Here is a 23,491-nt window from a genome sequence, read left to right as displayed (position 1 = left end):
GGTTGGTGCTGGCTCTGGGGGTGCTTGTACCGGTGTTGTTGCTGATACCGGCCGTGTTTTCGCCCCAGCAGTTAGCGGCGGCATTGTCCGCATCGTCGCGGCCCGCACTGGAGTCACCGCGGTCGACACCGGCGCTAGCGCTGGCGCCGGCACCGGTCGTGCTCGCACTGGCGCCGCTCGCACTGGCGCTGCTGCTGGGGGCAGGGGTGATCCAGCCGATCAGGGCGGCGAGTGCGGCACGGTCGGGCACCGGTGGCGGGTCGGCCCAGGACGGGCGGGTGACCTGGACACCTGCTGCGGTGATCGAGATTGCCCATTGGCCGTTGTGGACCGCGCGGTGGTGGGCAGCGCACAGTAGCGCGAGGTTCTGCAGGCTGGTGGGGCCGCCGTTGGCCCAATGCACGAGATGGTGGGCGTGGCACATCCACGGTGGTGCCTGGCACACCACGCAGCCTTTGTCGCGTTTGTTGAGGGCGCGGCGGATATAGCGGTTCACGAACCGCTGTTCGGTGCCGACATCCAAGGGCTGCGAATCGCCGCCCAAGACGATGGGCAGGACGGCGGCGTCGCAGGCGAGGAGCCGGACGGCGCCGGCGGACAGGTTGTCACCGAAGACCAGTTCACCCACCGCGCCGCTCGTCGTACCGGCTCCGGTTCCGCCGCCGAGGGCGGCTGGGGCCGCGGCCAGGGCGGCTTTGAGGTCGTTGAAGTCAATGGTGACGGTGATGTGCGGGATGCCGGGGTGGTCGGGGTTGCCGGCGGCGGCGTCCATCGTCGCCTTCAGCGCATCGGCCTGCCGCTGGTCCTGGGTCCGCGGGTCGCGTTCGCCGTCGATCGTCTTGTGCGGTTTCGATCCTTGGTGGATCTGGGTCTTGAGCTGTTCGCCGCTGGCACCGGCGAAGAACCCGGTGAACTTCACCCCACCCGCGGTCTGCCGCAACCGCAAGAACTCCTTCGCGACGGCTTCGTCCTCGGCCGGTTCAGGGCCGTCGGTGTCCAGCCTGGCCAGTACGTCTTGCCCGAACTTGGCGAGTTCACGGGGATTGGAGACCCGGGCCATCTTGACCATCTGCTCTTCGGCCACGGCCAACGTCTCAACCGGCACCGTCGAGGGTGCCTTCTCCAAGGTGCCCACGATGATCTTGGCCAGGTCAGGGCGCACGACCTCAGCCCGTGTCGGATCGGCAGGATCAGGCATCGCGGCCGCCACCACCGGGTACTTGCGCAGATTGGCCGTGAACGCGAGGTCTTTGCGGACTTCGCGACGGTCGAGCCGGTAGCGTTCCGAGACCAGTTCGATGGTGTCTCGGGCGCCCAGCTCCTGGGCGGCGCCCATCTCTTCCAGTCGGCCCATGGTCTGCAGCTCGTCGGTCTTCAGCAGGGCCTTGGCAGCCTGAATGGTGTCCAGGCGCGTCAGCAGTTCGCTGACGCTCTGGGTGTACACCGGGGGCATCGCCAAGATCTCCATACCCCAAAGCCTAGCCACCTCCACCGACATTTTTCGAGCTCAGAACCCTTTATATACAAGGAAAGTGTGGGCTGCTTGTGGGCTGGTTGCACACTCAACTTGCCCACACGTCACTACCCCCGGAATCTGGTGGATGATGGCAGGGTGAAGGACGACGGCAGGTTGATTGCCCTCATCGGTACGTCGAGTGCTGGGAAGTCGAGCACCGCGAAGCAGTTGCAGCTCGTGCTGCCCGAGCCCTATCTGCTGGTCGGCCTGGATCACTTCTACGACATGTTCCCGGCGGACTGGGGCGGCCATCGACGGGGGCCGGGACCTGGGTTCTGGCAGGAGACGCTGAGCGATCCGGATGGGAAGCCGCGGATCGTGACCCACTACGGCGATGCGGGCCGGCGAATGTTCGCCGGGATGCGCGCCGCCGTACTGGCGCTGCTGGATGCAGGGAACCACGTCATCCTTGACGACATGCCGGTGGACGAATCGATCGTGCCGGCCTGGCGGCACGCGCTGGAAGGGAGAGCGGTCTACTGGGTTGCGGTCGAGGCGCCGCTTGAGGTGATCGAGGCGCGCGAGTTGGAGCGCAACCATGGGCGGCATCTCGGCAATGCGCGCGGGCATCACGGGATAGGTCTGGACGGTCACTTCGACCTCCGGCTGGACTCGTCCGTCCTCACGCCGGAGGGACGCGCCGCGGCCGTCGTCAAAACTGCCGAGGCGGGTGGGTTCTTCAGCCGCGGGTGCGGTAGCGGGTCATTGCGCGGAGGAGCAGTTGGTTGATGGGGCCGGGGAGGGCGCGTTCCCATTCGCCGACTGTTTGGACTAGTTCGCCGCCGGTGCCGAGTTTCCAGCGGAGTAGGCCGAAGGCTCGGTCTTCGGGGTCGAGTGAGTCGGAGACACCGCGCATGTCGTAGCGATCGGCGCCTAGTTGCTGGGCGTCGGTCATCATCCGCCATTGCAGGATGTGGCTCGGGCGTACGTCGCGATGGTGGTTGGCGGAGGCGCCGGACTGGTACCAGACTCGCCGGCCGACGACGTTCATCGTGTGTGCGGCCAGCACTTCGCCGTGCCAGGTGGAGAGGTAGAGACGCATTCGCCCGGGTCGCTCGGCGTTCATCACGCGGTACTGCCGCTGGTAGTAGGCCAGGCTGCGCCCGAGGCGGAAGCCGTTGCGATGCTCGGTGGTCTGGAGCAATTCGAAGAACGCGGGGAGATCGCTCTCTGTGCCTTGCCGGATCTCGATCCCGGACTTCTCGGCCTTCTGGATGTTGCGCTTCCACTCCTTGCTCAGGCCGGCCCACAGCTCCGCAGGTGTCCGGCCGCTGATCGGGACCTGGAACAGGTACCGCGGCTGAGCGTCGCCGCCCGTTCCCTCCTCGCCACCGCGACTCCAGCCTAGGTCGCGCAAGCGCTCGGCGACCGAGGATCCGACCGGCTCGACGACATCCGGAAGTACGTCGTCGACGCGGCGTCCCCGTCGTACTGAGTTCTTGAGGGTTGAAGCCTGCCAGCGTTTCAGTACGGCGGGCGGCCCTAATCGGACTGCGAAGACCTGGCGCCGGTCCAGGTGCTCGAGGAGCGGATCCAGCCAGCGTTCGAGTCGGGGATCGGCCCAGTCGATGTCGGGGCCTTCTGGGAGGTAGGCGTACCAGCGGGAGACGCCCGGGAGCCGGCGGTACAGCACGAGCGTGGTGCCGACGGCTGAACCGTCGCTGTCGCGCCAGGCCAGTAATTCAGAGCTCCACTCCGTTTTCACGTCGGCCCAGGATGCCACTTGGAGAAAGCTCCGGCCGCCGTGGATGTCGGCCAGCGGGTGGTATTCCTCCGGAGCGATTACTCCGATCTCCAGTACTTCCGAACGTGTCCGGACTTCGGTCCTCACAAGTGCCTCCCCAGCGATCGCCTCTACCAGTAGAGACGGTGCGGAGCGCCGAAAAGTCACACGTGGGCTGGAGATCCGCCGGACGGGGCCAGGCGTCGGGGCAACAAAAAATCCACCCGGAAAGGGTGGACTGGAATCAATTTCTGTTTTATTCTGAGCGAATGCCCAAATGGAATGGAAATGCATTCCTATCAATAAACATATCAGCTGAAATTGCGAGGTGCAAGTCCGTGGAGTTTTGGCAGGGTGTGCGGCGGGTCGGGTTCGGTACGAAGCGGCTGGCGGGGCCCGGCTCCGGCAGCGAGGTCCGGGCGAAGGCTGTCTCGCTGGTACGGCGAGCGGTCGAGCTGGGCGTGAATCACCTGGACACGGCCGCGTTCTATCCGACGATTTCGCCGTCCGACAATGTGCGGGAGATGGAGTGTTTGCGGTGGGCCAACGAGGCCGTCCGGGAGGCGTTGACGTCGTACGACGGTGACGTGGTGATCGCGACCAAGGTCGGGGCGCTGGACCGTCCGCTGGCGCGCCCGGACGAATTGCCGGGGCTGGTGGAGCGCGAACTGCGCGATCTCGGCCGGGACACGCTCGATGTCGTCTACCTGCGCCAGCAAGGGCTGGAGTCGGTGGCCGAGCACTTCGGCGTACTGGCGGAGTTGCGGGACAAGGGCCTCATCCGCGGACTCGGGTTGTCGAACATCAAGGTGCACCATCTCGCCCAGGCGCAGGAGATCGCGCCGGTCGTCGCCGTTCAGAACCGGTACGGCGTGGGGTTCGGGCGGGTCAATGACGAACTCGTCCGGCTTTGTGGCGAGCAGGGTGTCGCCTACGTCCCGTACTTCGCATTGGCCGGGGCGTCTCGTGAGACCGGCGGAGTCAACACCCCCGACGTGGTGCAGCAGATCGCTGTGGCACATGACGCGACACCGGCCCAGATCCGGCTCGCGTGGACGCTGAGCCGCGGTGAGCACATGCTCGCGATTCCCGGCACGAGCAGCGTGCAGCACCTGGCGGAGAACCTGACCGCCGAATTCATCCACCTCTCCCCCACCGACATCGCCGCGCTGGACGCCGTACCGTCTAGCTGAACCGATCTGATCCGGCTGACTGATCTGGAGGCGCCGCGTGCTCAAGGCAGTGTTGTTCGATCTCGACGGCACCCTGGTCGAACAAGAGCACGCGGCGGCCCTGGCGGTGGTCGACTGGGCCGCGCAGTACGGGATCAAGGGGCCTGATGTCGCCGAGCGCTGGGCAGTGGTTTCCGACCGGCACTATCGCCGTTATCAGCGCCGGGAACTGACGTTCGACGAGCAGCGGCGTGCTCGGGTGCGCGAGTTCCTCGGTCTGCACGGCGACGACACTGAGATTGATGCGATCTTCGACGGCTATCTGTGGCGGTATGAGGCTGGCTGGCGGCTGTACGACGATGCCGTCCCCGCAGTACGACGGGCTCGCGCCGCCGGCCTGCACGTGGTGGTCTTCACCAACGGGAACTCGGCCCACCAGCAGCAGAAGCTCGACCGCTTCAGGCTCACCGCGGAGATCGACCGATTCATCTCGTCCGAGGACCTGCCTGCCGGGAAGCCCGACCCGCGGGCGTTCCGGCAGGCGTTGACGCTGATCGGGGTCGAGCCCGATCAGGCACTGATGGTCGGCGACTCACTCACGAACGACATCCACGGAGCGCTCGCTGTCGGCATGGGGGCCGTCCTGCTGGCGAGGTCCGGTCAGCACGCCGACATCGGCGTACGGCGGATCGCCAGCCTCGACGAACTCAACTGGTGAACGACAACTCGGCAGCTGATTGGACGCCCGCAGCGCGACCCGGTGCTCGGTGGTACTGCCAGTAGAGGTTGGTGTGGGCGATCACCTTGTCCGGGGTCGGAGCGCCGTACTCGGAGAGGTCCTCGGTGGTGTGGGCGTCGGAGACGAGCGTGACGTCGTAGCCACGCGTGATCGCGCCGTGCAGGGTTGAGCGGATGCACTCGTCGGTCTGCGCGCCGGTGATGAACACCCGGCCGATACCGCCGGCCGCCAGTACGGACTCGAGCTCGGTGTCCTCGAACGAGTCCGGGAAGGTCTTCGGAACGAGCGCCTCCGAGGCGTCAGGTTTGAGCTCAGGAACGAACTGCCACGCCTCGCTGTCCTTCACCAGATTCTCGCTCGAGTGCTGGATCCAGATCACCGGCACACCCTGCGTGCGGGCCGCGTCGATCGCGGTGTTGATGTTCGCAACCACCTGATCACGCTCATGCGCGCCGGAGACAACACCGGTCTGCACGTCGATCACCAGCAACGCCGTATTCGGCCGATCAGTCAGCGTAGTCATGTCATCTCTCCTCGGACTTGAGCGTGTCCGTGACAGTAGCTGGCGCCTCCGACAGTTTTTGTCAGGTGCGGATGCGGAGGCGGACGGTGGGGGCGTCGCCGTCGTCGAGGGACTCGGCTCGGCGGACCGCGGCCTTGATGGGGACGATGTAGTTGCCGTCCTTCGGGAACAGAGAGGTTTCCCAGGTGCTGGCGCCGATCTCGGCGGTGACCGGGATCATCCCCCAGCCGTAGCTGACGAAGCCGGACTCGGCTTCCAGGTAGGCGCATTCCTCTTCGGGGACCGTGATGAAGTACCACGGCGCCGGCCCGCGCCAGAACCAGATCTCTCCGCTGAACTCCAGCTCACGCACTGTTACTTGCCTCCAGCAATCGTCGCCCGAGATCCCGGGACGCTTCCTGTATTTCCGGCGAACCGAGGATCCGGAACGGCGCGTCCAGCTCCGCGAGCTTGCCGATGTACCAGAGCGGCTCGCTGGTGCTCGCCAGCAGCCGGGTCTGAGTGTCCGAGATCGCCTCCAGCCGGCCCATGCTCGGGGCGATCCGGTGCCGGACCTGATCGATCGGCGCGTCGATGACGATGTCGATCGGGTACTTCCAGCCCATCGCGAGATGCTCTTCGACGACCGCCAGCGGGTCCAGGTCGTCAGGCGTGCAGAACTCGCCGCCGGTCTCCTCGACACCTCGCACCTTGTCTACCCGGAGCACACGCTGCGCTTCCTTCGCATGTGACCAGCACAGCAGATACCAACGACCACGCCGTACGACGACCGCCCACGGGTCGACGTCCATCGGGGTGACCTTGTCGGGGCGGAGGCTGTAGTCGATCACGATGCGGCGTCGCTCGGTGCTGGCTGAGACGAGTGCTGCGGTGATCGCCGGCTCCGGGGCGCGGATCCCTGGATCGGCGGCGCGAGTGCTCACCTTGCGGACCGCATCGGTCGTGCGGGCGATCGATTCCGGGAGGACGCGGATGATCTTGCCGAGTGCGCTCTCCACCGGATCATCGGCACCGCGCGGTCCCTCGAGCACGGCCATCACCAGGCCGAGCGCTTCAGTGGTGCTAAACATCAGGGGCGGCAGCCGCAGGCCGCGGCCGACGCGATAACCGCCGTACGGGCCGCGGACGGACTCGATCGGGATCTCGGCCTCGCGCAGGATCGCGACGTACCGGCGGGCGGCGCGTTCGGAGACGCCGAGCTTGTCGCCCAGCTGCTCGGCGGTGATGCCCGGGCGGTTCTGGATCAGTTCGAGCACCGTCAGCGTCCGCGCGGTCGGGCTCACGTCGTGTGCCATCGCGTCCCTTCGCTCGTCCGGTGCAAAAGCCTAACCGAGAAGGTAGTTGGACTCCGGAGGTGAGTAAGGTTCGGGAGTTCGTCTTTTTCAGGCTTCTAGTCCCAGGAAGTTTTTCGTGACCACATCCCCTCCCCAACCGCCGCAGAACCCGTACGGCGGCCAGCCCGCCAACTACGGTCCCCAGGCCGAGCAGTTCCCCCAGTACACCCAGCCCGGACAGCCGCAGGCCCCTCAGCCGCAGCAGCCCCAGTACGACCAGCCCCAGTACGGACAGCCACAGGCGCCGTACGGACAGCAGCAGCCGGGCCCGTACCAGCAGCAGTACGCGCAGCCGGGCGGCCAGTTCCCGCAGCCGGAGCAGTTCCCCCAGCAGGCGCAGTACCAGCCGGGCACCTGCCGGTTCTGCGGTGGCTTCCCGGCGGTCGACGCGACCGTGCGCGGCCACCAGGGGATGCTGATCGTGATGCGCTGGCTGAAGCTGACCGGCCCGTTCTGCAAGACCTGCGGTACGGCGACCGTCCGCGACATGACCGCGAAGACCATGGTCCAGGGCTGGTGGGGTATCGGCTCGGCGATCGTGACGCCGTTCGTCATGCTGTCCAACATCGGCCCGGCGCAGAAGTTCAAGCAGCTCCCCGAGCCGCAGCCCGGTCAGCGTCAGCCGATGAACGTGGGCAAGCCGCTGTTCAAGCGGCCGCAGGCTCTCATGCTGCTCGTCCCGATCGCGATCATCGCGGCGATCGTGATCGGCAACCTGACAACCACGTCGACCAGCGAGGCGACCGTCGGGTCCTGTGTCGTCAACAAGGGCACCGACTCCAACCCGGACGTGAAGGTCGTCGACTGCAGCAGCTCGGAGGCGCAGTACCGCGTCGTCGGCAAGCTCGACAACACCACCGACGACAGCCGGTGTGAGCAGTTCCCCGGCTTCGAAGCGTCGTACACGAAGAAGGAGCGCTACACCCGCTACACGCTCTGTCTCGGCTCGAAGTGACCTGACGGGCCCGGCCGGAAAAGGCCGGGCCCTCAGGCACCTTCTGTGTCAGGGTGACCGCGTGAGAGCTCTCGGTATCGACGTCCCGCCGGCCCTGCTCGACAAGTGGGTCGGCTGGCTCGCCCCTGACACGCAGCCGTTCTTCCTCACCCCGCAACAGGCGCAGGCCTGGGGGTTCGAGAACGATGGCCGCGAGCCCCGCGGCGAGGAGCGCGACACTTTCCGGACGTACGCCGTCGACTCGACCGCGAGCGTGATCGCGTGGCTGACCGAGCAGCAGTTCGCCGTGCTCGACAAGCCGATCCGTGCTCAGCTCGTCCGCGCCCAGGTGCGGCACGGCCGTAGTTCGGTCCCGACGGTTCGCAAGTGGCAGGGACTGCTCGGTCCTGAGCTCAAGGCGCAGGCCGACGGACACCGCTTCGTCTGGTGGAAATCCCTGCTCGCCGAGCATGCGGAAAAGATCCTGCAGACGTTCATCAGCGAAGACCTGCTTAGCCCGAGCAGGCATGCCGAGGTGACGAATTGGCCCGCCGCGCTCCCCCGCGCACGCGAGCTGGCCGGCACGTTCGCCGACGGCAGCGGACCGAACTGCTTCGGTACCGTCATGGCCGCCGCCGGAGTCGAGGGCGCGGACACGGTCTGGATGATGTGCGAGCCCTTCGAGGAGTGGCTCGCCGAGCACACCGCGCCTGGCGGCCGAGACGACGTACCAGGCACTGTCTTCGTCTGGCGCAACGAGGCGCGCGTGCAGCATGCCGCGATCACCATCGGCGACGGGTGGATGCTGCACAAGCCCGCGCAGACGTGGTGGTCGCCACGGAAGGTCCGCTCAGTCGCCGAGGTACGCCGCGCTACGCGGACCGCCGGCTGGCGGTTGTCGCGCCATAGGCTGATCGGATGAGGCTACTGGTCACCGGCGCGGCCGGGCTGCTCGGACGTGAAGTGGTGCGCCTGGCCGAGCACGACGTGGTCCCCACCTATCACTCGACACCGGTCGACGGCGGCGTGCGCCTCGACGTACGCGATCAGGCCGAGGTCGATGCGGTCATCCAGCGAGTCCGGCCGGACGCGATCATCCACGCAGCCTTCAAGCAGAGCGACTGGGTCACCACCGCGAACGGCCCCGCCAACCTCGCGCTCGCCGCTCGCGACATCAGGCTCGTCTTCGTCTCGACCGACGCCGTCTTCGGCAGTGGACCCGACCCGTACGACGAAGACGCCGCGCCGTGCCCAACTACGCCGTACGGCGCTGCGAAGGCGGCTGCCGAGACCGCGATCCGGGCGATCCACCCGAACGCCGTGATTGCCCGTACGTCGTTGATCGTCGGATCCGAGGGCATGTCGGAGTCGGAACGGCTGGCGCACGCGCTCGTTGGTGGCGCGTCAGGCGCGTTGTTCGCCGAGAACATCCGCTGCCCAGTGCACGTCACCGACCTCGCGACCGCATTGCTCGAGCTCACGCCGTCCGACCGCACCGGCGTCGTACACCTAGGCGGTCCAGAGGCCGTCAGCCGGCTGGAGCTCGGACGGCTGATCGCTGTCCGGGACGGTCTCGATCCGGAGGCCCTGCCGGCGTTGCCGGGTGCGATCTCGCACATCCGGCTGGACAGCACGCGGACGCAGCAGGTCCTCAAGACCAGGCTGCGTCCGGTGAGTGAATTCCTCAGACCGCTTCGGACGTGACCGGCGTACCGAGCTCGACGGTGCGGCTGACCGTGCAGAGCCGGTCGTGTGACATCTTCACCGCGCGCGGCAGCGCCTCGCGGGCCTTGTCGCCGTCCTCGCCCTCGGGGAACCGGATCGTGAACTCGACCGCCAGGTTCTCCATCCGGTTGCCCTGCTCGGCGTCGCGGATCTTGTCACCACGGACCACCGCGCTGAACTCGGTCGGCTCCGCCCGCCGGCTGACCACGACGTCGACGTCGATCGCCGAACACGTCCCGATCGCGGCCAGCAGCAGCTCGACCGGCGTGAAGTCGGTGTCCTCGCCGCCCGAACCGACGGTGATGCTGCCACCGCGGTCGTTGGTCACCCGGTAGCTGCTGTTCGCCAGGCGCTCGAAGCCGACCTGACGCAGAGAGTCGCCCATAGCCATCACAATCTGTTGCCCGCGGCAACGTCAGAGGTTCGCGAGTGCCTCGGCGACCGGAGTCTCCCCGGCCACGAGTTCCAGGATCCGGCCGATCGAGGCCGGCGTCGTACACAGTCCGGCCAGTGTCAGCGCCACGTCGTCCCGGCTGATGCTGCCGTCGCCGGTCCGGTCGGCGATCAGGATCCGCCCGGTCCCGGCGTCGTTGGTCAGGTGCCCCGGCCGCAGGATGGTCCAGTCCAGATCGCGGCCGCGCAGATCGTCCTCGGCCGCCTTCTTCGCGCGCAGGTAGACCGTGAACGTCTCGTCGCCGGTCAGCGTGTCGGCCCGGTCCGCACCCATCGAGCCGACCTGGATGTGCCGCCGTACCCCGGCCTGCTCGGACGCCTCCGCGAACAATGCGGCAGCTCCACGATCCACGGTGTCCTTGCGGTCGTTCCCGCTGCCCGGCCCGGCGCCGGCGGCGAAGATCGCCACATCGGCCTTCGCCAGTACGTCGGCGACTGCATCGGTCCCGGCCCGCTCCAGATCCAGTACGGCGGCCCGTCCGCCGGCCGCGGCGATATCCGCCTCGTGATCGGGGTTGCGAACCAGCCCGACCACCTCGTGCCCGTCACCACTCAGCAGCTTGGTCAGCCGGAGAGCGATCTGCCCGTGTCCACCCGCAATCACGACTCGCATGTTCAGAGCCTAGCTCGCGTCGGGCAGACTGGGCGGGTGCCGTATGCAACAGCACTTGATGGTGTCCGGATCGGTTACCAGGTCAGTGGCGCGGGGCAACCACTGGTCCTGCTGGCCGGTCAGTCCAACAATCACACCTGGTGGGACCCGGTCCGCGCCGACTACGAGGCGGCGTACCGGACGATCACACTGGACTGGCGCGGTACCGGGATCAGCGACAAGCCGGACGAGGTCTACAGCACCCCGGGCTTCGCCGAAGACGTGATCGCGGTCCTCGACGCACTCGGTCTGCCGAGCGCGCATGTCTACGGGACGTCGATGGGCGGGCGGGTCGCGCAGTGGATCGCGATCAACCACGCGGACCGGCTCGACCGGCTGATTCTCGGCTGTACGTCGCCTGGTCCGGCGCACGGGTTTGAGCGCAGTCAGGAACTCCGCCGGGCGCTCGCCGATCCGGTGCGCGGTGGGCGGGTGCTCGTCGACCTCATGTACACACCTCAGTGGCGGGCCACGAACCCCGGTCCGTATCCGGTGCTCGGCGATCGCGACATGCCGCCGTACGCGAAGGCCCGGCACCTGGTCGCGAGCAACAAGCACGAGTCCTGGGACCGCCTGCCGGACATCACCGCGCCGACCCTGATTCTGCACGGCTCCGAGGACGTTTTCAGCCCGGTCGCCAACGCCCAGGTCCTCGCCGACCGGATCCCCAACTCCCGCACCGAGATCATCCGCGGCGCCCGCCACGCCTACTTCCACGAGTACCACCCCGTCGCCGGCCCGCTGGCGCTGTCCTTCCTGGCTGAGGGACAACCGTAAGGACAGGAGGTCTCCGCCGAATCGGAGCGACTGCGCGCCGGCTCAGGCGTGGGACAGCATCTACGTAGACGCCTACATCCTGTCGTTCGGATTGTTGTTCGGGCTGTGGCGCAGGATGGGGCGGAGGGTTTCGAGGACGGTGGGGTCCTCGATGGTGGAGGGGATCGGTTCGTCGCGGCCGTCGGCGATACCGCGCATGGTTTTGCGGAGGATCTTGCCGGAGCGGGTCTTGGGGAGACCGTCGACGACGGAGACGTCGCGGAAGGCGGCGACCGGGCCGATCTCACGGCGGACTGCGGCGACGAGCTCGGCCTGCAATCTGCCGGGGTCGATGTCGGCGCCGGCTTTGAGGACGACGAGGCCGCGCGGGAGCTGGCCTTTCAGGGCGTCGCGGACTCCGATGACTGCACATTCGGCGACCGCTGGGTGGGCGGCCAAGACGGCTTCCATGGCTCCGGTGGAGAGGCGGTGGCCGGCGACGTTGATGACGTCGTCGGTGCGGCCCATCACGAAGACGTAGCCGTCCTCGTCGAGGTAGCCGGAATCGCCGGTGAGGTAGTAGCCGTCGTACCGGGTCAGGTAATTGTCGACATAACGCTGATCGTCGCCCCACAGGGTCGGCAGGGCGCCGGGCGGCAGGGGCAGCTTGATCGCGATCGAACCCTCCTCCCCCGCCGGCTGCTGATCGCCGGCACCGTCCAGGATCTGCACATCCCATCCGGGGACCGGGACGGTGGCTGAGCCAGGTTTGGTGGCGAGCGGTTCGAGGCCGCGGGGATTCGCGGCGATCGGCCAACCGGTTTCGGTCTGCCACCAGTGGTCGACGACCGGGACGCCGAGGTGCTCGTGCGCCCAGCGGTAGGTCTCGGGGTCGAGGCGTTCCCCGGCCAGGAACAGTGTGCGCAGGCGGCTCAGGTCGTAGCCGGCAGCCAGCTTGGCTTCGGGGTCGACCTTCTTGATCGCGCGGATCGCGGTCGGTGCGGTGAAGAGAGCGCTGGCTCCGTGCTCCGCGATCACCCGCCAGAACGCGCCCGCATCCGGCGTACCGACGGGCTTGCCTTCGTAGAGCACAGTCGTCGCGCCTACCAGCAGCGGTGCGTAGACGATGTAGGAGTGGCCAACCACCCAGCCGACATCGGAAGCTGTCCACCACACGTCACCTGGGCCGATGTCGTAGATCGCTCGCATCGACCAGGCCAAAGCGACCGCGTGGCCGCCGTTGTCGCGGACGACGCCCTTCGGCTTCCCGGTCGTTCCGGACGTGTAGAGGATGTAGAGCGGGTCGGTCGCCGCGACCGGGACCGGGTCGGCAGGTGCGGCTTCGAGCGTGGCCCAGTCGAGATCGCGCTCGCCGAGAGCTGCCTGTGCGGCGGACCGCTGCAGCACGATCGTGTGCTCGGGTTGATGCATGCTCAGTGTCAGGGCCTCATCGATGATCGGCTTGTACTCGACCACACGCGTCGGCTCGATCCCGCAGGAGGCGGACACGATCACCCGCGGCGTCGCGTCATCGATCCGAGCCGCGAGCTCCTTCGGGGCGAAGCCGCCGAACACGACCGAATGGATCGCGCCCAGCCGGGCGCACGCGAGCATCGCGATGACCGCCTCCGGGACCATCGGCATGTAGATGATCACCCGGTCTCCGTGGCCGACGCCGAGCCCCGCGAGCGCTCCGGCGAATCGGGCCACCTCGTCGCGCAGTTCGGCGTACGTGAAGGATCTTGAGCTGTCGGTCACCGGTGAGTCGTGGATCAGCGCAACGCGGTCGCCGTGCCCGGCTTCGACGTGCCGGTCCAGACAGTTGTACGACGTATTGAGGGCCGCGTCAGGAAACCATCGGTACAGCGGTGCAGCCGAGTCATCCAGCGCGCGGGTCGGTGGGGTCGTCCAGGTGATGGCCTGGGCAGCCTCCAACCAGAACGCTTCCGGATCGTCCAGGCTCCGCCGGTAACTCTCCTCATACGCACCCATGCCAGCATCGTGGCAGGGTTGACGCATGACGGTAAATGTCCAGGACGTGCGGGCAGCGGCAGAGCGGATCACCGGACGGGTACGGCGGACTCCGGTGATCGAGGTGTCACCCGGGATCGTGTTCAAGCTCGAACTGCTGCAGCACACCGGTTCGTTCAAGCCGCGGGGTGCGTTCAACCGCCTTCTGCTCGCGAAGGAGAACGGCGAACTCACCGGGCAGGGTGTGGTCGCGGCCTCAGGCGGGAACGCGGGGCTGGCCTCGGCGTACGCGGCGCGCGAACTCGGCGTACCGGCGCGGATCTTCGTCCCCGTCAACGCACCCGCGCCCAAGGTCGCCAAGCTGCGCACGCTCGGTGCGGATGTGGTGCAGGTCGGGAATGAGTACGCCGAGGCTTACGCGGCGGCCGTGATTTCGCGCGACGAGACCGACGCGCTGCTGGTGCATGCTTTCGACCAGCCGGAGATCGTCGCCGGTCAGGGCACGGTCGGGCTCGAGCTGCTGGAGCAGGTTGAGGCCTTCGACACCGTCCTGGTCGCGGTCGGCGGTGGTGGTCTCGTCGCCGGGATCGCGACGGCGATCGGCGACCGGGCCAAGGTGATCGGAGTCGAACCGGTTCTGGCGCCTGCCCTGCATCGCGCGCTGGAGGCCGGTCAGCCGGTCGACGGACCGGTGGGTGGAGTCGCGGCTGATTCGCTCGGTGCGCGGCGGCTCGGGGATATCGCGTTCGCGGTCGCACAGAAGGAAGGCATCGGCTCGCTGCTGGTCGAGGAGGAAGCGATCATCGCGGCGCGCAGCAAGCTCTGGCACGACTACCACCTCGCCGTAGAACACGGCGCCGCCACCGCCTTCGCCGCCCTCGACTCAGCCGTCTACCAACCAGCCGACGGCGAACGCGTAGTCGTCCTCGTCTGCGGAGCCAACACCGACCCCGCAACCCTCCCCTAACACGAACCTCCCGAGCCGGCGTGCCGAGCCAGTACGACGTTGAGCACGGTTCAACCATGTACGCGGCCGGAAGGTGGTTGACGCGTGCCCAAGGCGAGCGGCCGGGCGACCTTGAGCACGGTTCAACCGTTGCGCCGGGTGTCGGATGGTTGGTGGATGCTCAAGGTGACTCCCGCGCCGGCGATCTCGGGTAGGGGGCGCCGAGGGACGGCGGTGGGGCTATCTGACTTTGGGTTTGTCGTCGGCTAGGAGCCAGGCGGCGAGGATGCCGGCGATGGCGCCGAAGAGGTGGCCTTGCCAGGAGATGCCGTCCTGGGGCAGGAGGCCGCCGAGCAGAGCGCTGCCCCAGACGACGATCACCACGATGCCGACGAGGACCTGGGTGAGGCGGCGGTTGAAGATGCCGCGGGCGACCAGGTAGGCGGCGTAGCCGAAGACGACGCCGCTGGCGCCGATGGTGATCGTGTTCGGTGGGGAGATCAGCCAGGTGCCGAAGCCGCCGATCACCGCGACGACCGCTGTGACCGCGGCCAGTCGGGCGGCGCCGCTGAGGGCGATCAGCGCGCCGAGGGTGACGAGGGGCAGCGTGTTCGAGATCAGGTGCCCGAACCCGAGGTGCAGGAACGGCGACGTGACGATGCCGACGAGCCCCTCCGGGTCGCGGGCGATGATCCCGTACTGATCGAGCCGGCCGCTCAAGGCCGTGTCGATGATCTCGCTGAGCCACATCAGCCCGATCAGCGCGGCCAGCAGCTTCAGCCCACTCCCGATCCGGGATGTGTCCACCGCCCGCCCGGTGCGCTTCGCGGGTGTCTGAAAGCTCATGCCACCAACGATGCCGTACTGCACCAAGTCTCAGGACGCGGCGGGCGCGGCGACAGCGCAGCGTGATCTCTGGGATACTCAAGGTGGCTGTCGAGTGGGGCTGGGGGAAACGCGATGCCGGTCGCTGTCTACGTGCTCGGGTTGAGCATCTTCGCGCAGGGAACGTCCGAGCTGATGCTGGCCGGACTGCTGCCCGAGCTGTCCACGGACCTCGGAGTATCCATTCCGGCCGCCGGCCTGCTGATCTCGGCGTTCGCGCTCGGCATGCTGCTCGGTGCCCCGATCCTTGCCGTGCTCACGCTCAAGTGGTCCCGCCGTACGGCGCTGTTGCTGTTCCTCGGCATCTTCGCACTGACCCACGTCGCGGGCGCCCTGACTCCGAACTACGCCGTCCTGCTCGCTACCCGCATCATCGGCGCCTTCGTGTACGCCGGGTTCTGGTCAGTCGCTGCCGTCACAGTCGTGGCGCTCGTGCCCACCAACCGCCGGGCGCGCGCGATGAGCATCGTCACCGGCGGTCTGACCATCGCCACCATCGTCGGTCTCCCGATCGGCACCGTCCTCGGCCAGCACCTAGGTTGGCGCGCAGCCTTCTGGACGGTCGCCGGACTGTGCCTGCTCGCAATGGTCGGCGTCGTACGAACCATCCCAGCGGGCCGGCCAGATCCCGCAGCCGCGCCCCGGTTGCGGGAGGAGCTCAGAGCCCTCCGGAGCCCGCGGTTGTGGCTTGCGTTCGCCACGACGGCACTGGTCACGGCGTCGATCCTCGTCGTGTTCAGCTACCTGGCACCGCTGCTCATCCAGACCACCGGCCTGCCACCAGGCGCCGTACCGGGAGTGCTCGCGCTCTACGGGCTCGGTTCGTTCATCGGGATCGCGCTCGGCGGCCGGACCGCGGACGCGATGCCGTTCCACACGCTCTTCACCGGAATCAGTGGGCTGGTCATCCTGTCAGCCGTCCTCGCGCTCACCGCCGGCAGCCCGATCGTGGCGGTCGCGACGATCTTCCTGCTCGGTGGCTTCGGATTCGCCGTGAACCCGGCGCTCAACGCCCGCGTCTTCAGCCTGGCCGGCAACGCACCCACGCTGGCGACCGCGACGAACTTCTCCTCGTTCAACATCGGCATCACGCTCGGGCCGTGGCTCGGTGGGATCGCGATCAACGCAGGGGCCGGGTATCGCTTCCTCGGCTGGATCGCGGTCGCCACCGGGCTCACGGCCCTCGCGACGGTCGTGGTGGCCGCCTATCTGCCGGTCAGTTCACCGGACCACTCGGGTCGAGGTGCGACGGATCGAAGTCGGCCTTCCGCTTGAACACGTACTTGTTCAGCAGCCAGGTCAGCACCCACAGACCGAGGCCGAGCAGCATCAGCCAGCCCGCGATCTTGTAGTCCTTCGTCGCCCGCCCGGACAGCGGGCTGGCCAGGTAGACGCACAGGACGGCTCCGAGCACCGGCAGCACGGTCGGTGCGTGGAAGTGCTTGTGCTCGACCCGGTCCCGGCGCAGCACCAGTACGGCGACATTCACGATCGCGAACACGCACAGCAGCAGGAACGCCGTCGTACCGCCGAGCGCCGTCAGGTCGGCGTACCCGATCAGGACGAAAGCGAGTGCGGTGGTGAAAATGATCGCGATGTACGGCGTCCGGCGCTTGGGCAGGATGCGGCCGAGCGGACCCGGCAGCACCTTCTCGTGCGACATGCCGTACAGCAGGCGGCTGGCCATCAGCATGTTGATCAGCGCCGAGTTGGCGACCGCGAACATGGTGATCCAGGCGAAGATCTCGAGCGGGAAGCCCGGAGCGCCGGCCTCGATCACCTTGAGCAGCGGAGCATCGCCCTTCGTCAGCTCGGCCGGCGGCACCAGCGCGATCGCGGAGATCGCGACGGCCACGTAGATGACACCGGTGACGCTCAGGCCGATCAGCATGATCTTCGGGAAGATCCGGACCGGGTCCTTGGTCTCCTCGGCCATGTTGACCGAGTCCTCGAAACCGACCATCGCGAAGAAGGCCAGCGCGGTCGCCGCGGTCACCGCACTGAACGGTGACTCCCCCGCCGGCACGTTGAACTCGGTCAGCCGCGAGGTGTCGCCCTCACCGCCGATCAGGGCCCAGGCGCCGACGCCGATCACGATCAGCAGACCGCTCAGCTCGATCACGGTCAGGACGACGTTCGCCTTCACACTCTCGCCGACGCCACGCAGGTTCACCAGCGCGATCAGCGTCATGAACGCGAGCGAGGTGATCATCAGCACCGAGCCGCGTTCCTTGTCGAGCCCGACCGCGGTGAAGAAGTTCGCCGCGAACGCCTTCGATGCACTGGAGGCCGAGGTCAGACCGGAGCACATCACCGCGAAGGTGAGCAGGAAGGTCAGGATGTGGATCCCGAACGCCTTGTGCGTGTAGACCGCGGCGCCACCCGCCTTCGGGTACTTGGTGACGAGCTCGAGGTAGGCGGTCGCGGTCAGCAGCGCCACCACGAACGCGCACAGGAAGGGCAGCCAGACCGCGCCGCCGACTTGACCGGCCACCTTCCCGGTCAGCGCGTAGACGCCGGTGCCGAGGATGTCGCCGACCACGAACAGCAGCAACAGCCCGGGCCCCATGACCCGTTTCAGTTCGGGCCGGTCACCCGTCGCAGGCGCTGCGACCGCGCCTGAGGTGTCGCTCATTGTGCCTCCCTGGATTCGGTGCGTCAGTGGACCATATCCAAGGGTGCAATCGCCACGGCTCACGCTGCGGGGTGTGGCCGGAAGGTGACCGGCTTCGCCTGCGAACATATGGCCCGTGATGCACCTTCGTCTCATCGTCCCACCGGACCGCAGCACCCGCGTCCGGGACACGCTCGTCGACGATCCACGGGTCACGAGCGTGGTCTGCCTGCCCGGCGCCGCTCAGCGACCGGCCGGTGACGTCATCGAGTGCGATGTCACCCGCGAGGCGACCTCGGACATCCTCGACTTCCTGAAAGATCAGGGACTGTACGACGAAGGCTCGGTCGCGGTCGCCGTTGTCGAGTCGGCGCCGTCGCGCAACGCCCGCGCGACCGAGAAGGCGGCACCCGGTGCACCTGATGACGCCGTGATCTGGGACGCGGTCGTCGACAAGGCGTACAGCGAGGCCAGTGGCTCGTGGAGCTACTACACCTTCCTCACGCTGGCCACGATGATCGCCGCGGTGGCCGTCGTGACCGACTCGTCGATCCTGGTGGTCGGGGCGATGGTCGTCGGCCCCGAGTTCGGAGTCGTGGCGGCACTCGCGGTCGGCCTGGCCCTGCGCAGCCGCGGTCTGACCTGGAGGGCCGCCGTACTGCTCGTCCAGGGCTTTGCGATCGCGATCGTGCTCACCGCGATCGCTGCCCTGTTGGCCCGCGCGGTGGGGTGGGTCGACACCGAGTCGATCACCGCGGCCCGGCCGCTGACCGGATTCATCTGGCGACCGGACAAGTGGTCGGCCGTGGTCGCCGTACTCGCCGGCTGTGCCGGGGTGCTGTCACAGACAGCCGGCCGGTCGAACGCCTTGGTCGGCGTCTTCATCTCCGTGACGACCGTGCCGGCTGCCGGTGACCTGGCGCTGTCCGTCGCGTTGTGGGCACCCCATCACATCGGCGGCGCGGCCGCGCAGCTCGGCATCAACCTGGCCGGTATGACGGCGGCCGGGGTACTCACCTTGCTCGTCCAGCGCACGATCTGGCGTGCCCAGTAGTCAGACCCAGTAGTCAGCAGGTGGCGAGCATGCCCTGCAGCGCGGTCTTCTCGGCGGCCTGCAGCGACAAGCCGTAGGTGTGCTTCACCCAGATCCACTCGCGGGCGTAGACGCAATGCACCGAGGCGTTCGGCGGCTTCCAGGCGGCCGGGTCCTTGTCACCCTTGGAGCGGTTGCTCGACGCCGTGACCGCGATCAATTGCGCGATGGTCAGGTCGTTGGCGAACTGCTCGCGCTTCGCGGTCGTCCACCCGCTCGCTCCGGACTTCCAGGCCTCGGAGAGCGCGACGATGTGGTCGATGTCGATGGTCGAGTCGTCGGTGACCCAGACGGCGTCGTACACGCTGTACCAACGACCACCGGTCGGTTCGCACTGGCTGTCCACGGTGACGTTGGTGCCGTCGCGTTTGAGGACTTCGTCGCGGGTGTCGCAGGTACCCGACACGGTGTGCCAGTGCGGGAACTTGTCCCGCGAGTACCCGGTACTCGACCCCTCGGCCTTCACCGTCAGGCCGTTCAGCTGGGTGGTCGCCGTACTGGCACTCGGCGGGGTCGGCGGATAGGCGAAGGCTGGGCTCGAGGTGAGCACCCAGACCGCTAGGACGGAGATCAGTAGGGCGGTGAAACGTCGCATCAGTCAGGCCTTCCGAAGGGCGGATCCCCCCTGACGTTGCTGCCCTCAAGCCTTCCCCGACCCGCTCATCCCGGAAACCACCTGGTGATGAAACCCGCGTGAACCCCAGTCACTTAGCAGGCGACGCCGTAGGCCGAGGCTTAGTCCCCACCTTCGGCAGATTCAACGTCGCCACCACCTGCCGAGTCAGCGCAACCGCGTCATCGACCGCCTTCCGGCCTTCCACCGCGTCGTGAATGGTCACGCCGTAGTGCCAGTCTCCAACAATCAGGTCACAGGTCCCCGCGCCGAGATGAAGGGTCGCGTCGGACGCTGCAAAACCCATCCCTTCAGCAGCCGGAAAGACATAGTCCGCACGTCCAGACGCCAGAACCTCCGCCACTTGCGCGTCATCCTCTCCGATGAGGCCAAGCGGCTGGACAGATATAGAGATGGCGCGCTTGCCCTTCGTCGATGCAGTGGACACCTCACAGGTCGCCGCCGCCAGGGTCGACCCGTCAGGATTCTTCCTGTGGGCGTCCCGTCTGTCTCCCTGTGCGTCGTACTCGGCTGTCCCCAGAGCGATCGACAGGCTCTCCTTGGAGACAAACCTGCAGGCGAGATCGCCGGACACGGAGGTCGTCGGCAACGGCAACGGCCGCCGATCCTCCGCCATCGCCGAACATGCCGCCACACCGATCAGCGCCACCGATGCAGCCGCGAAACCGCGAACCATCCTCACTTGGCGGGCGTCACCGTCGGTCGTGGCTTAGTCCCCACCTTCGGCAGGTTCAACGTCGCCACTACCTGCCGAGTCAACGCAACCGCGTCATCGACCGCGTTCCTGCCCTCGACTGCCTTCTGGATGGCCACCGTGTAGTGCCAGTCACCACGAATCAGATGCGAGACGCCGGCCCCGCTGTAGACAACCTGGTCGGAGGTGGCGAAGCCCTCCCCATCGGACGCTGGAAAGACAAACTGAGCGCCGCCTGCAGCAAGAACGCGAGGAACGATGGCGTCTGCTTTCGCGGCAAGCCCAAGCGGCTGAACCGCGACGATGAGCGCCCTGTCTCCTTTCACAGTATCTGCGTAAAAGTCGCAGATTGCCTGCGCCAGACTCGACCCATCCGGATTGGTCCCAGCGTCGACCTTCGACCCCGTCGCCGTGAAATCGGTGGTGCCCAGCGCAACCGCAACACTCTCCTGTGACACGAATCCGCACGCGAGCTCCCCTGACGCCGCAGTCGTCGGCAACGGCCGCTGGTCCTCGCCCTTGGACGAATCGGTACAGCCCGCGGTGACCAGCAGCACCGTTGTCACAACAAAACTTCGGATCCAGACGTGACGTGTCCCAAGTGTCATGAATGCCTACACCTTCAGAGAGCCGGGAATTTCAGGCGGTACGGAAGGATCACCGATAAATTGATCCACTTCATCGGGGCTTGCTGTGCACGCACGGCCCAGTTCGTATAGGCGCGGCTTGTGAAGTCGAACGCGAGCGGCTCGACCGGATGCCCATCCGGCCCCAGCTTGAACGCAGCATTCGGCGGCGGGACGAACTTGTCTGGTGCCTGCGGCGTGTTCGCACCGGCGTAGACCTCTCGCGCGAAATAGCCGGCATCCAAGAGACTGGTCATCGCCAAGTCCCTCAGACGCGTTTGACCTGAGGCGGCTGCCGCGTTCCAGACCTCGTCGGCATCCTGTTTGGGACCCTTGGCGATTGCGTCGAGCACTGCCGACTTGGCGTTGTCGAGTAACAGGCCCGTCCAGGGTCCCTTGGGTGCGGGAATGATCGGCAGTTTGAGTGCGAGGCCGAGCGCACGCGAGACAGCCTCCGCCTTGCGCTTCTGGAAGGCTTGATCCGCGCTGTCTCCGAGATATGCATCATTCATCACCTCGCTCAGAGTGTTTGCGAGCTGGCCTGCGACGGCATCAGCCGCCGGTGAGTTCTCATGTCCCGTCAGCAACTTGACTGCATTGCCCGGGTCCTTGGCGAGGCCGGCTGCGAGACCTTGACCGAAGAGCAACTGACCAGCCGCCAACACTCCGACGGATACGATCATTACGTTGCCTTCGTCCGCACCGATGAGTTTCAGCAAGTTCTTTAGTGAATTCGCATCCATGGTCGCACCGAGTGGGCCGTCACTTGGGAAGAACTGTCCCTCATCCGGGGCGTACTTGTCGCTTTTCTGTATCCAGCCCTTGGTGAGGTCGTCGCTCTCCAGAGTCGGTACACCAGCGACACGAATGAGATCGGGAGCATAACTGGCGAACATGTGGGCAAGGCTGTCTCGCATGGACATGCCAGGTTCCCAGCCCTGCTTCTCGTTCAGGCCCATGAACCAGCCGCCGTCTTTGCCCTGGCCGACCTGCTGGCCCATCAGGGCGAAGGTTTGGCTTGCGATGGTGGCGGAGGTTCGGCCGTTGTCGGTGCGGTCTCGCCAGGTGGTGGTGGCTGTTTGGAGGGCGTTGCCCAGGCCGTCGCCGTTGTCGTAGTGCCAGGTGCGGTCCTGGAGGAGGTACTTCAGGCGATTGTTGACGACGACTTGCTGGCCGTTGATCTCGACGGTGGTGGGAGCGGCATGGGAGTTGGCGACGTCGAAGAAGTTTTGGGCGGACTGGGGGTTGTGGGAGAGGGCTTCCAGGATGTTTGCCATCGGGTCCGGCATGGCTTTGCCGTCGGGCTGGTAGGCGCCGGCGAAGGAGTGGTAGGGCTCCCAGTAGCTGCGTGGTTCCCAGACCGGGTCTTCCTTGTGGGCGTACTCGTAGTCGTAGACCTTGGTGCTGACGGTGTCCAGGAACTTCGTGGAGAAGCGGCCGTAGGGCAGGAGCATCGAAAGGGACTGGCCTTGGCCGTAGGCGACGTCGGAAGGGGTAGAACTTCGGGTCTTGCCCTCGGTGATCGCGTCCGCGTACTTCTCGGCGAAGCCGGGTGGCAGGCCGACACCCTCGAGGTCGCGGGTTGCGGTGCCGAGGGTCGTGCCCAGGCCCGTTACCAGCGAGGTGTACTGGACCTTCCACTGCTCGAGCTCTGCGGACTTCGGTCCTGACTCGGCAATGATTCGCTCGCGTTCGCGAGAGGCTAGGCGGAGAGCCCAGGAGACCTGCTTGAGGTCCGCGTTGCCGGCGAAACCCAGCGCGAAGTACGGGTCGTTCTGGTTCTTGGCCAGTACGGCGATCAATTCGGGACTGAGCGTGCTGTGCGCTCCGTTGACCTGCTTGGCGGCGTCGGCGCCCAGGGCACGGGCCTGGTCCGGCGGGAGAGTTGACAGGAGCGACTCGTCGATCTTGACGATGCCTCGCTGGCCTGCGGCTCGCTGGCCGAAGGTGATGGCTTGGTTCTCGATCTGCTGAGCCAGCGCCAGCCTGCGGCGGAGGCCTGGGAGTTGGTCGTTCACCCACCCGGCCGCTTGGTTGATGGTGGCCGTCTGCGACGCCCCGCCGAGAACGCCGGTGCTGGTGCGCTTGATCTGGCCGGCTGAACTCATCAACGCACCTGCAGCGTCTGTCATCCGCCGGATCAGGTCGTTCAGGATGACCAGGTCGATACTTGCGATCGTCACTCGACGCGCCCCTGGTTGCGCCAACGGACCTGCCAGGCGGTCGGCGCGACCTGCTCCGGCTCGCCTCGGTAGATGGTCTCGAGCTCGGTGACGCATGCTGTCGCGGCTGCCTTCACGGCTCTGTCCCGGCCCTGGAGATCGGCGCTGAACGCACCCGACGCTCCTCCGGTCCACGCTCCCGCCGCGAAGGCCTTCTTAGCCGCTTCGAGCGCGATTGCCGCAGCGTGTGCCTGTGAGCGCAAGGTCGGCAGAGCCCTGCCCACCGCATGCTTGTACGGGTTCGGAACTTCCCCAGTCATCGTCTCCCCCAGAATCCGC

25 protein-coding genes are annotated in these 23,491 nt (G+C 67.0%); 10 read left to right on the top strand and 15 right to left on the bottom strand.

Going from position 1 to position 23,491, the window contains the following annotated elements; all coding sequences use genetic code 11:
• A partial coding sequence (locus tag E1261_RS45865; RefSeq protein ID WP_202874396.1) for an HNH endonuclease signature motif containing protein occupies window positions 1–1,468 on the bottom strand: 1,468 nt, incomplete at its 3' end.
• A 144-nt stretch (window positions 1,469–1,612) separates the two neighbouring features.
• On the opposite strand from E1261_RS45865, the gene E1261_RS45145 reads away from it, so the two are divergent.
• Complete coding sequence (locus E1261_RS45145) at window positions 1,613–2,245, top strand: phosphotransferase-like protein (protein ID WP_165952404.1); 633 nt, start codon at window positions 1,613–1,615, stop codon at window positions 2,243–2,245.
• Here E1261_RS45145 and E1261_RS07160 read toward each other — a convergent pair.
• Window positions 2,196–3,347, bottom strand: coding sequence for a lipid II:glycine glycyltransferase FemX (locus E1261_RS07160; RefSeq protein WP_238176058.1), 1,152 nt, complete (start codon window positions 3,345–3,347; stop codon window positions 2,196–2,198). The genes E1261_RS45145 and E1261_RS07160 overlap by 50 nt on opposite strands.
• Before the next feature lie 230 nt (window positions 3,348–3,577).
• Here E1261_RS07160 and E1261_RS07155 point away from each other — a divergent pair, with 230 nt between their 5' ends.
• Complete coding sequence (locus E1261_RS07155) at window positions 3,578–4,432, top strand: aldo/keto reductase (protein ID WP_238176057.1); 855 nt, start codon at window positions 3,578–3,580, stop codon at window positions 4,430–4,432.
• 37 nt (window positions 4,433–4,469) lie between these two features.
• Complete coding sequence (locus E1261_RS07150; RefSeq protein WP_132403777.1) at window positions 4,470–5,129, top strand: HAD family hydrolase; 660 nt, start codon at window positions 4,470–4,472, stop codon at window positions 5,127–5,129.
• Here the strand turns inward: E1261_RS07150 and E1261_RS07145 are convergent.
• From E1261_RS07145 to E1261_RS07135, 3 genes are all read right to left on the bottom strand, one after another.
• A complete protein-coding gene (locus E1261_RS07145) occupies window positions 5,119–5,673 on the bottom strand; it encodes a cysteine hydrolase family protein (RefSeq protein ID WP_132403774.1) in 555 nt (184 codons plus the stop codon). The two genes, E1261_RS07150 and E1261_RS07145, sit on opposite strands and share 11 nt — an antisense overlap.
• Window positions 5,674–5,734: 61 nt before the next feature.
• Complete coding sequence (locus E1261_RS07140) at window positions 5,735–6,025, bottom strand: DUF1905 domain-containing protein (RefSeq protein WP_132403771.1); 291 nt, start codon at window positions 6,023–6,025, stop codon at window positions 5,735–5,737.
• Window positions 6,018–6,968 carry a helix-turn-helix transcriptional regulator gene (locus E1261_RS07135; protein WP_132403768.1) on the bottom strand — a complete coding sequence of 317 codons (951 nt, stop codon included), beginning with the start codon at window positions 6,966–6,968 and terminating at the stop codon, window positions 6,018–6,020. The genes E1261_RS07140 and E1261_RS07135 overlap by 8 nt, the downstream gene beginning before the upstream one ends.
• 115 nt (window positions 6,969–7,083) lie before the next feature.
• On the opposite strand from E1261_RS07135, the gene E1261_RS07130 reads away from it, so the two are divergent.
• From E1261_RS07130 to E1261_RS07120, 3 genes are all read left to right on the top strand, one after another.
• Window positions 7,084–7,962 (top strand): LppU/SCO3897 family protein, encoded by an 879-nt coding sequence (locus tag E1261_RS07130; RefSeq protein ID WP_132403765.1) that lies wholly within the window; start codon window positions 7,084–7,086, stop codon window positions 7,960–7,962.
• A 61-nt stretch (window positions 7,963–8,023) separates the two neighbouring features.
• Window positions 8,024–8,863: a C40 family peptidase gene (locus E1261_RS07125; RefSeq protein WP_132403762.1), complete on the top strand. Its 840-nt coding sequence runs from the start codon at window positions 8,024–8,026 to the stop codon at window positions 8,861–8,863.
• Window positions 8,860–9,645 carry an SDR family oxidoreductase gene (locus E1261_RS07120; protein WP_132403758.1) on the top strand — a complete coding sequence of 262 codons (786 nt, stop codon included), beginning with the start codon at window positions 8,860–8,862 and terminating at the stop codon, window positions 9,643–9,645. The genes E1261_RS07125 and E1261_RS07120 overlap by 4 nt, the downstream gene beginning before the upstream one ends.
• Here E1261_RS07120 and E1261_RS07115 read toward each other — a convergent pair.
• A complete protein-coding gene (locus tag E1261_RS07115) occupies window positions 9,626–10,051 on the bottom strand; it encodes an OsmC family protein (RefSeq protein WP_132403755.1) in 426 nt (141 codons plus the stop codon). The genes E1261_RS07120 and E1261_RS07115 overlap by 20 nt on opposite strands.
• 30 nt (window positions 10,052–10,081) lie before the next feature.
• Window positions 10,082–10,732, bottom strand: coding sequence for an SDR family oxidoreductase (locus E1261_RS07110; RefSeq protein ID WP_132403752.1), 651 nt, complete (start codon window positions 10,730–10,732; stop codon window positions 10,082–10,084).
• 36 nt (window positions 10,733–10,768) lie between these two features.
• Here E1261_RS07110 and E1261_RS07105 point away from each other — a divergent pair, with 36 nt between their 5' ends.
• Complete coding sequence (locus E1261_RS07105; RefSeq protein WP_132403749.1) at window positions 10,769–11,548, top strand: alpha/beta fold hydrolase; 780 nt, start codon at window positions 10,769–10,771, stop codon at window positions 11,546–11,548.
• Window positions 11,549–11,620: 72 nt separating this feature from the next.
• On the opposite strand, the gene E1261_RS07100 is transcribed toward E1261_RS07105, so the two are convergent.
• On the bottom strand, window positions 11,621–13,519 hold the full coding sequence (locus E1261_RS07100) for a propionyl-CoA synthetase (RefSeq protein WP_132403746.1): 1,899 nt from the start codon (window positions 13,517–13,519) through the stop codon (window positions 11,621–11,623).
• 25 nt (window positions 13,520–13,544) lie between these two features.
• Here E1261_RS07100 and E1261_RS07095 point away from each other — a divergent pair, with 25 nt between their 5' ends.
• Complete coding sequence (locus tag E1261_RS07095; protein ID WP_132403743.1) at window positions 13,545–14,465, top strand: threonine/serine dehydratase; 921 nt, start codon at window positions 13,545–13,547, stop codon at window positions 14,463–14,465.
• A 219-nt stretch (window positions 14,466–14,684) separates the two neighbouring features.
• Here the strand turns inward: E1261_RS07095 and E1261_RS07090 are convergent, their stop codons facing one another.
• Window positions 14,685–15,290, bottom strand: a complete 606-nt coding sequence (locus E1261_RS07090) for a rhomboid family intramembrane serine protease (RefSeq protein WP_132403740.1) — start codon at window positions 15,288–15,290, stop codon at window positions 14,685–14,687.
• 114 nt (window positions 15,291–15,404) lie between these two features.
• Here E1261_RS07090 and E1261_RS07085 point away from each other — a divergent pair, with 114 nt between their 5' ends.
• Window positions 15,405–16,604, top strand: coding sequence for a Cmx/CmrA family chloramphenicol efflux MFS transporter (locus E1261_RS07085; RefSeq protein ID WP_132403737.1), 1,200 nt, complete (start codon window positions 15,405–15,407; stop codon window positions 16,602–16,604).
• Here the strand turns inward: E1261_RS07085 and E1261_RS07080 are convergent.
• Window positions 16,546–17,964 carry an APC family permease gene (locus E1261_RS07080; RefSeq protein WP_132403734.1) on the bottom strand — a complete coding sequence of 473 codons (1,419 nt, stop codon included), beginning with the start codon at window positions 17,962–17,964 and terminating at the stop codon, window positions 16,546–16,548. The genes E1261_RS07085 and E1261_RS07080 overlap by 59 nt on opposite strands.
• Window positions 17,965–18,082: 118 nt before the next feature.
• Between E1261_RS07080 and E1261_RS07075 the strand changes: the two genes are divergently transcribed.
• Window positions 18,083–18,997, top strand: coding sequence for a DUF389 domain-containing protein (locus E1261_RS07075; RefSeq protein WP_132403795.1), 915 nt, complete (start codon window positions 18,083–18,085; stop codon window positions 18,995–18,997).
• 13 nt (window positions 18,998–19,010) lie between these two features.
• Here E1261_RS07075 and E1261_RS07070 read toward each other — a convergent pair whose 3' ends face one another.
• The 5 genes from E1261_RS07070 to E1261_RS07050 all read right to left on the bottom strand — a co-directional run bounded on the left by E1261_RS07070 (window position 19,011) and on the right by E1261_RS07050 (window position 23,472).
• The gene (locus tag E1261_RS07070) at window positions 19,011–19,631 is read right to left on the bottom strand and encodes an HNH endonuclease family protein (protein WP_132403731.1); all 621 of its coding nucleotides are present in this window, start codon (window positions 19,629–19,631) and stop codon (window positions 19,011–19,013) included.
• 109 nt (window positions 19,632–19,740) lie between these two features.
• A complete protein-coding gene (locus E1261_RS07065; RefSeq protein ID WP_238176056.1) occupies window positions 19,741–20,352 on the bottom strand; it encodes a hypothetical protein in 612 nt (203 codons plus the stop codon).
• Window positions 20,349–20,930 carry a hypothetical protein gene (locus tag E1261_RS07060; protein ID WP_132403725.1) on the bottom strand — a complete coding sequence of 194 codons (582 nt, stop codon included), beginning with the start codon at window positions 20,928–20,930 and terminating at the stop codon, window positions 20,349–20,351. The genes E1261_RS07065 and E1261_RS07060 overlap by 4 nt, the downstream gene beginning before the upstream one ends.
• Before the next feature lie 56 nt (window positions 20,931–20,986).
• Window positions 20,987–23,173 (bottom strand): hypothetical protein, encoded by a 2,187-nt coding sequence (locus tag E1261_RS07055; protein WP_132403722.1) that lies wholly within the window; start codon window positions 23,171–23,173, stop codon window positions 20,987–20,989.
• Window positions 23,170–23,472, bottom strand: coding sequence for a hypothetical protein (locus tag E1261_RS07050; RefSeq protein ID WP_132403719.1), 303 nt, complete (start codon window positions 23,470–23,472; stop codon window positions 23,170–23,172). The genes E1261_RS07055 and E1261_RS07050 overlap by 4 nt, the downstream gene beginning before the upstream one ends.
• Between the last annotated feature and the right edge of the window lie 19 nt (window positions 23,473–23,491).

Origin of the sequence: Kribbella albertanoniae, assembly GCF_004348455.1 — a bacterium.
Classification (GTDB): domain Bacteria; phylum Actinomycetota; class Actinomycetes; order Propionibacteriales; family Kribbellaceae; genus Kribbella; species Kribbella albertanoniae.
This window is presented reverse-complemented; position numbering and strand designations above follow the sequence as displayed.

Bases quoted from the DNA above. Each gene is read 5' to 3' on its own strand.
- E1261_RS07145 (WP_132403774.1), bottom strand. From the start codon at position 5,673: ATGACTACGCTGACTGATCGGCCGAATACGGCGTTGCTGGTGATCGAC.
- E1261_RS07050 (WP_132403719.1), bottom strand. From the start codon at position 23,472: ATGACTGGGGAAGTTCCGAACCCGTACAAGCATGCGGTGGGCAGGGCT.
- E1261_RS07095 (WP_132403743.1), top strand. From the start codon at position 13,545: ATGACGGTAAATGTCCAGGACGTGCGGGCAGCGGCAGAGCGGATCACC.
- E1261_RS07115 (WP_132403755.1), bottom strand. From the start codon at position 10,051: ATGGGCGACTCTCTGCGTCAGGTCGGCTTCGAGCGCCTGGCGAACAGC.
- E1261_RS07110 (WP_132403752.1), bottom strand. From the start codon at position 10,732: ATGCGAGTCGTGATTGCGGGTGGACACGGGCAGATCGCTCTCCGGCTG.
- E1261_RS07120 (WP_132403758.1), top strand. From the start codon at position 8,860: ATGAGGCTACTGGTCACCGGCGCGGCCGGGCTGCTCGGACGTGAAGTG.
- E1261_RS07075 (WP_132403795.1), top strand. From the start codon at position 18,083: ATGCACCTTCGTCTCATCGTCCCACCGGACCGCAGCACCCGCGTCCGG.
- E1261_RS07135 (WP_132403768.1), bottom strand. From the start codon at position 6,968: ATGGCACACGACGTGAGCCCGACCGCGCGGACGCTGACGGTGCTCGAA.
- E1261_RS07100 (WP_132403746.1), bottom strand. From the start codon at position 13,519: ATGGGTGCGTATGAGGAGAGTTACCGGCGGAGCCTGGACGATCCGGAA.
- E1261_RS07070 (WP_132403731.1), bottom strand. From the start codon at position 19,631: ATGCGACGTTTCACCGCCCTACTGATCTCCGTCCTAGCGGTCTGGGTG.
- E1261_RS07085 (WP_132403737.1), top strand. From the start codon at position 15,405: ATGCCGGTCGCTGTCTACGTGCTCGGGTTGAGCATCTTCGCGCAGGGA.
- E1261_RS07080 (WP_132403734.1), bottom strand. From the start codon at position 17,964: ATGAGCGACACCTCAGGCGCGGTCGCAGCGCCTGCGACGGGTGACCGG.
- E1261_RS07090 (WP_132403740.1), bottom strand. From the start codon at position 15,290: ATGAGCTTTCAGACACCCGCGAAGCGCACCGGGCGGGCGGTGGACACA.